Genomic DNA, 7,492 nt, shown 5'->3' on the forward strand with positions numbered 1-7,492 from the left:
GCCAGGCACGTAGTCGAACAGCTTCTGGATTTGATGCGACGGATGCATTCGGTTAAGAAAATCGCTTTTAAAGCTGTTTTCTTTGCCGTTCGCCCCCAGTTCGGATTCCGCGTGTATCATAATGTGTTCGTGGGAACGGACTTTTTATGTCGGATAATTCATAAATGAAGTCTGAATGATACAAGATATTTCAAGTTCCGTGGTGCAAGATAGTCCGCAGGAAATAGCGGATTGGAAGCGAAACAAGCTGCTTCGCCCCTCCCTACCCTGCTCTGCCCTGCCCTCCCCCGGAAACGTTCCCCTCCCTGTCACCGCCCCTCCCCCTGCTCGTTCGTGTTCTCTCACTTGCCTTCTTGCGAACTGTCACAGCCCAGTTCTCCGTGTATGATCGGAACCACTCATGTGGGTGTGATGCTTCCCTGTGAGGCGTCGGAAAATGGAACCGGACCGTCTGGAAAACAATTCGGAGATTGAAAACCTGATGCAACGACAAACGACATTCCTCCTCGCACTTATGCTTCTCGGCGTGAGTTTGACGGTGCCGCCGGCGCGATGCGATGCTGCCGAAGTGGAACTGAAACAAGGCGACCATATCTGTTTGGTGGGCAACGCATTAGGCGAGCGTTTGCAAACCGAAAACCATTGGGAGAGTTTACTGCATCAACGTTTCGCTGATCTCGAGCTTGTGGTTCGCAATTTGTGTTTTCCTGGCGATGAACCATTCGAGCGAATTCGCTCGCAAAACTTTGGTGATCCCGATACGCACCTAACGCACAGCCAAGCGTCCGTAATCTTGTACTTCTTTGGCTTCAACGAATCGTTTGACGGCAAAAAAGGTCTTGGCAAGTTTACTGAGCAGATGACGCAGTTGGTCAACGAAACCCAAGGCAAAGATTACGGCAAGGGCGCCCCACGTATTGTGCTAATTTCGCCGATCGCATTCGAAGACGTCGGAGATCCCAATGTCACCTCGGGCGAAGAACAAAACAAAAACCTTGCTCTCTATACCGAAGCCCTTGCAAGTGTTGCCAAGGAAACCGGTATCGGGTTTGTCGACCTTTATTCGCCCACCAAGGCGTTGTTTGAAAAGTCCGACGAGCGATTGACGCTCAATGGTGCCCATCTGAACGGAAAAGGCTACGCGTCCCTCGCCCCGATTTTGGATCAAGGGTTGTTTGGCGAAGCGGGACCAACCAAGGTCGATGCGGCAGTGAAAGAGCAAGTCGACGACAAGAATTTTCACTGGTTTCATCGCTACCGAGCCGTCAATGGTTATTCGATCTATGGGGCTCGTGGGAAAGCGGGCAGCGACGGTACGTACAACAACACCGACGTAATGGAACGTGAACGAGCGATTTTAGACCAGATGACGGCCAATCGCGACGCACGAATCTGGGCGGTTGCAAAAGGAGAATCGGTTCCTGATCAAGTGGACGATTCGAACACCCTCGCCTTTATCAATCCCAAGACAAACGTCGGCGGCCCCGACGACCCCAATGCCAAGCGAGGAAAACTCGGCTCGCTTGACTATCTCAACGCCGCCGAGCAACAGAAATTATTCACATTGCCCAAGGGCTACCAAATCCAATTGGTTGCTTCGGAAGAAGAGTTTCCTGAATTGGCCAACCCAGTTGCATTGAACTTTGACAACAAAGGCCGACTTTGGGTCGCGACGATGGCGTCGTATCCCCACTGGAAACCCAAGACACCGATGAATGACAAACTGCTGATCTTCGAGGACCACGATGCTGACGGTACCGCCGATGAGTGCAAGGTGTTCGCCGATGGCTTGCACCAACCCACCGGATTCGAGATCGGTCGGGGCGGCGTTTACTGCGCACAACAACCTGATGTGTTGTTGTTGACGGACACCGACGGGGACGACAAAGCCGACACCCGAGTTCGTCAATTGATTGGATTTGATTCGGCCGACTCGCACCACGGGCTTGCCGCGTTCGAGTGGGGCCCCGATGGTGGCCTTTATTTCCAAGAAGGCACATTCAAGTATTCGCAAGTCGAATCGCCGCAGGGGTTGGTCCGCTTGGCCGAAGGTGGAATTTGGCGATACGATCCAACGACCGAAAAATTCGGAGTGCATGTTTCGATGGCGTTCTCGAATCCTTGGGGACATGTCTTTGATCGCTGGGGCCAGAACTTTATCGGTGACGCGTCACCTGGGTTTGGATATTGGGCGACGCCGATCTCGGGACACATCGAGTATCCACTGAAACACCCCGGCGGATCGCAACACCGCCGACTGGCCAGCGTTACCGGTGGCGATCCCCAATACAGCTACCCTCGTTTCTATCCCAAACGCACACGTCCGTTGGCTGGATGTGCGATGATGTCGAGTCGACATTTTCCCGAGGACATGCAAGGTAACTTCTTGGTGACCAATTGCATCGGCGACCGGATGGTGCTGAGCCACAAAGTGACCGAGCAAGGCAGCGGTTTTGTTGGTGTCGAAGTCGAGCCGATTGTTTCCTGCAACGATGGCAACTTTCGTCCTGTCGATGTGCAAATCGCTCCCGATGGATCTCTCTATATCGTCGATTGGCACAATGCGTTGATCGGTCACCTGCAGCACAATCTGCGTGACCCCAGTCGTGATCATTCGCATGGGCGGATTTGGCGGATCACTCATAAAACACGCCCTTTGGTCGAGCCTGCGAAGATCGATGCAGAACCGATTGGCAATCTGTTGGAACTGTTGAAGTTGCCTGAGGATCGCACTCGCTACCGTGCTCGTCGTGAACTCGCTCAGCGTGATGCCGACGACGTCGCGGCCGGGCTGAAAACTTGGGTTGCGTCGCTGGACGCCAGCGACGAAGACTATGAGCATCATTTGCTCGAAGCGTTGTGGGTTTATCAATCGCACAACCGAGTCAACGAATCGCTGCTTGCAAAAGTGCTGGCGGCGAAAGATCATCGGGCACGGGCCGCCGCGACACGCGTCGTTTCGTTCATGATCGACCAACTTCCCAATCATCGCGAGTTGATTGAAAAGTCGATCCAAGATGAACATCCTCGGGTTCGGCTCGAAGCGGTGCGAGCGGTCAGTTTCCTTGATGGGGACGAGGCGGTTGAACTCGCCCTCGGCGTGCTGGAATACGACATGGATGAATACCTGCAATACACGCTCGATGAAACCATGCGAGCGCTTGAGCAGTAGCGTTCGCGATGGTGACCCAATGCGTCGCCCATCACGGGCGACGTTTCCCTTCTTTTTTGTTGTTGATGATCCGCTGGGTGGTTTTGGAAATGCGTTTTCCCATTGTTTTGGCGTTTTGCGTTTGGACACCGTCGCTGTTTTGTGTTGCCGACGATCACTCGCATGGCACAACCGTTCGCCCGGTCCAACCACCGACGGTTTTCTTAGACAAGAGTCCTCGGATTGTGGCCTATCAACTGAACCGTCTCGACAGCGAGCGGTTGTTGATGGTCCCACGGCAAACGGACGACGTGAAATACATTCCGGTTTACGAGGCGATTTTGAGTCGTGATGGGATGTCGCCTCAATTTCGCCAAGAATCGGTGGCGGCACTGGCAAAGCTACGTGAAACCAGCGTTGCCCATGAGACCCTAGCCGCACTGGGCAAGATCAAACTGGATGACCGACAAGGCAAACGGACCGCTAAAGTGCTCGCCCAAATGTTGCTCGATCAGCCGGTTGCGACATTGATGCAAAACAAGCCAATGCTCGAAGAAACGGCGAAGGGAGCCGAACAATCCTTCGTTCGTTCAGTCGGTTTGGCAGCTCTGATTCAAATCGGCGACGCTGCCTCGGCTTGGTCGATCGCGTCGACGGACGAAGCATCTACGTTGGCGTGGCTTGATGCGGTGGGATTGGTTCCCGATCCTCAGCAGCGTGACGCATTGCGGGATTCCATCGTCGGGCTGATCCAAAATGTGAAGTCCGAAAGAGTTCGCAACGATGCGATCACCGCGATGGCAGAGATTTCATCGCAGCCTGCGGAAAACTTTGACTTGATTGCTCCGTTTGTTTCCGATCCGACCTATCGATCCGCTGCTGTGCGAACGCTGTTGCGAGTGCCGTTGAAACAGCGGTCCTCGCAAACCAGTCAAGCGTTGGTGGCAACGCTGGTCGATTTAGCGGAATCAACCGAGGCGGCTCAGCGGACAACCGCTCAATTTGTCGATGCGATGCAGTTGGCCGACCAATTGATGGCTGCGGTTCCCGCCGCACAAGTCAAATCGTATCGGAGCCGATTGCGTGAAGTCTCAGTTCGCGTGGTGCGAATTCGAGCGGTCGAAGAAGAGATGCGGTATGACATCCCCTACTTTGCCGTCGAAGCCGGACGCCCCGTGCAAATTGTGCTCGAGAACCACGACTTGATGCCTCACAATCTAGTCGTGACCGCACCGGGGGCACTCAAGGAAGTCGCTCAAGCGGGTGCCGTTGTCGGATCGGCGGGCGGTTGGAACGATTTGCCTTTTGTTCCCGAACTCGACAGCGTGTTGGCCGCCAGCCAAATGGTTCAGCCCGATCAAACGGATCGAATCACCTTCAATGCTCCGACCGAACCGGGCGAGTATCCCTATGTTTGTACCTTTCCTCAGCACTGGTACCGCATGTACGGCGTGATGGTGGTGGTCAAGGATTTGGATGCGTGGATGAAGAGTCCGGTCGAGCCAGCAAATCCCATCGGCAGCAACCGTGCGTTCGTGCAAGCTTGGAAGTTGGACGATTTGCAAAATCAAATCGAGAATGGAATGAAGGGACGCTCTTCTGAAATCGGATCTCGCATCTTTGCCGAGGCATCGTGTCAAGGATGTCACAAAGTCGGCAGCGAAGGGGGCGTGATCGGACCCGATTTGACAGAGGTGTTCACTCGATTCAAAGGGGATCGGGCGGCGGTATTGCGAGAGATCATCGATCCGTCGCACAAGGTAGACGCTAAATACGCGATGCACCAAATTTTGACCGTCGAAGGCCGCGTCGTGACAGGGATCATCCTCAGCGAAGACAAAGACAACGTGACGGTTCTAGAGAACCCTGAAGCGAAAGAGCCCACGGTGATCTCGCAAGATGACATCGAAGAAATGGTGCAGTCGCCCAATTCGATGATGCCCAAGGGGTTGATGGATCAATACACGCAGGACGAGATCTTCGAGATGCTGTCGTTCTTAGAAAACGCGGATCCCAATACGACGAAGGCCCCGTAGGTACTGTTCGGAAATAGCCTCGTCATTCGATTTTTGTGACAAATCACGCGGGTGAAGTGTTTTCTCTGTAGTGGACGAGGCTACGAGTCCCGTCGTGCCACTGAGTCGCTGGGGCTCGTCGTCTCGTCCACTACCTCTAAAGCTGACAGTCGAGCTACGCCCATTCCAGAAAAGCTCTAGCGGAACGGCCTAAACGCTACCGGAGGGTTCATGTCATTCGGGAAACATTTTGAAATGACGAATTTATTTCCGAACGTTTGCTGAGCGTTATGGCATCGCGACGACGTCATAGTCGTTCAAGGTTTTGCCACTTTCCGAATCGACTTCGACTAATCGCACGCGATAACCCCACAAATTGGCGATGTGGCATAGCGTTCGATTGCAGTCGTTTTTGGATAACAACCGTCCGCCGCGAACACGGTGAGTCAGCACCAAACGACGATTACCCGTCAAGTCGGCTTCGGTGACCTCGATTTCGGGTTCATGCTTGAGCATGTCATATTGCTCGGCCAAACGCTGCCGGACTTCGCGGTATCCCGATTCGTCGTGAATCGCTTCGACTGCCAAATAAGGCAGCCCGCTCTCATCGCCGACGGCGAACAAGTGCATGTCGCGGATAAGCCGAGGGCTGAGAAACTGCAGGATGAAACTTTCATCGCGGTACTCGGACCACGCGTCTCGTAATGTTGCCATCGCGTGCCCATTGCCGGCAAACTCGGGGAACCATTGCCGATCCTCGTCGCTGGGGTCATCGCAAATTCGGGCGATGTCCCGCATCATGGCAAAGCCAATCGCGTACGGATTCATGCCGCTGAATCGGCGATCGTCAAAACGAGGTTGGGTCACGACGGCCGAGTGCATGTGCAGAAACTCGAGCATTGATCCCTCTTCGATCCTGCCGGTATCGTACAAACGGTTCATGATTTGGTAATGCACATAGGTCGCACAGCCTTCGTTCATCATCTTGGTCTGACGCTGAGGGTAGAAGTACTGTGCCATGCGACGAACGATGTGCAGAATCTCTCGCTGCCAATCCTTTAGCTTCGGAGCATGATTGGCGAGGAAGGCCAAGACGTTTTCTTCAGGAAGGCTGAGCGAATTGGTTGCACCGTTGTCTTGGACTTCGCTTCCCGCGAGCGGTTCTTTTCCTTTGCTGGGCAGCGTCCGCCACAGATCATTGTAAGTCGATTGTTCGTGTTGGCGGCGTGATTCTGCCTTGGCAATCCGGTCCTTCGTGGTCGCGGCACGTTTGGGGGCATACCGGCTGACGCCGTAACCCATCAACGCATGAGCCGCATCCAGGATGCCTTCGACGGCTTGAAGTCCGTATCGCTGCTCGCAATCGGAGATGTAATGTTTGGCATAGGCGAGATCATCCAACACACGATCGGCACGCGTCCATTGGCGAAACAGGTGGTTGTTTTTAAAGAAATGATTGTGTCCAAACGCCGCATGCGCGATCACAAGCGCCTGCATCGTCATCGTATTTTCTTCCATCACATACGAGACACAGGGGTTCGAGTTGATGACTAACTCGTAGGCCAATGCACGAGCCCCTTTGCGATACAGCAGCTCTTCGCGAGCAAAGTGTTTTCCAAAGGACCAGTGATGATACATCAGCGGCATGCCAATCGCGGCGTAGGCATCGAGCATTTGTTCGCTAGTGATCACCTCGATTTGGTTGGGATAGACGTCAAGCCCAAGCTCGCCGAGTGCAATTTCTTCGATCGCCTCGTGGGCGCGGTGCAGCGACTCGAAATCCCATTCCGAGCCACGATAGATCAGATTCGTTCCGGTCATCGCGTGGGCATCCCTCAATTGGTTCTGTTTTAGTGTCGGCGCGCGGATGATGCTCTGCTTAGCCAGCCGCCGTCTGAGACCGTTGACGTTTGTCGTTGGAAAACAGCTTGTGGAAAACGGGGTAGATGTCGGCCGGTTCGCTTACCTTGGCTCGTTCGAAATGCGGTATCCGGGCGACCATCGACTCATAGTTTTTCCATAGCACACTGTCGCTCGTTAACGGCTCGTCGCCCACTTCGATGTATGCGTAATACTGGCATATCGGCAGGATCGATTTTTCTAACATCGCCATCGTCTGAGGCATGTCGTGGTCAAAGTTGTGACCATCGGACGCTTGCGCCGCATAGATATTCCAATCCTCGACCGGATAACGCTCTTTGACAATTCGCTCCATTTCGATCAGCGCCGACGAGACCACCGTGCCGCCGGTTTCACGTCCGTAAAAGAACGTATGCTCGTCGACTTCGGTCGCGGTATAGGTGTGCCGAATGAATACGATCTCGAC

4 protein-coding genes are annotated in these 7,492 nt (G+C 54.0%); 2 read left to right on the forward strand and 2 right to left on the reverse strand.

Annotated features, from left to right (window positions below; translation table 11 throughout):
- Positions 1-436 precede the first annotated feature (436 nt).
- Together ABX962_RS24780 and ABX962_RS24785 are read left to right on the forward strand one after the other, a co-directional pair.
- Positions 437-3,172 carry a PVC-type heme-binding CxxCH protein gene (locus tag ABX962_RS24780; RefSeq protein ID WP_372723282.1) on the forward strand — a complete coding sequence of 912 codons (2,736 nt, stop codon included), beginning with the start codon at positions 437-439 and terminating at the stop codon, positions 3,170-3,172.
- 8 nt (positions 3,173-3,180) lie between these two features.
- The gene (locus ABX962_RS24785; protein WP_372723284.1) at positions 3,181-5,187 is read left to right on the forward strand and encodes a plastocyanin/azurin family copper-binding protein; all 2,007 of its coding nucleotides are present in this window, start codon (positions 3,181-3,183) and stop codon (positions 5,185-5,187) included.
- A 267-nt stretch (positions 5,188-5,454) separates the two neighbouring features.
- On the opposite strand, the gene ABX962_RS24790 is transcribed toward ABX962_RS24785, so the two are convergent.
- Complete coding sequence (locus ABX962_RS24790) at positions 5,455-6,987, reverse strand: SpoVR family protein (protein WP_372723286.1); 1,533 nt, start codon at positions 6,985-6,987, stop codon at positions 5,455-5,457.
- A gap of 58 nt (positions 6,988-7,045) precedes the next feature.
- A partial coding sequence (locus tag ABX962_RS24795; protein ID WP_372723288.1) for a DUF444 family protein occupies positions 7,046-7,492 on the reverse strand: 447 nt, incomplete at its 5' end.

Source organism: Novipirellula sp. (genome assembly GCF_041583735.1).
In the GTDB taxonomy this organism is placed as follows: domain Bacteria; phylum Planctomycetota; class Planctomycetia; order Pirellulales; family Pirellulaceae; genus Novipirellula.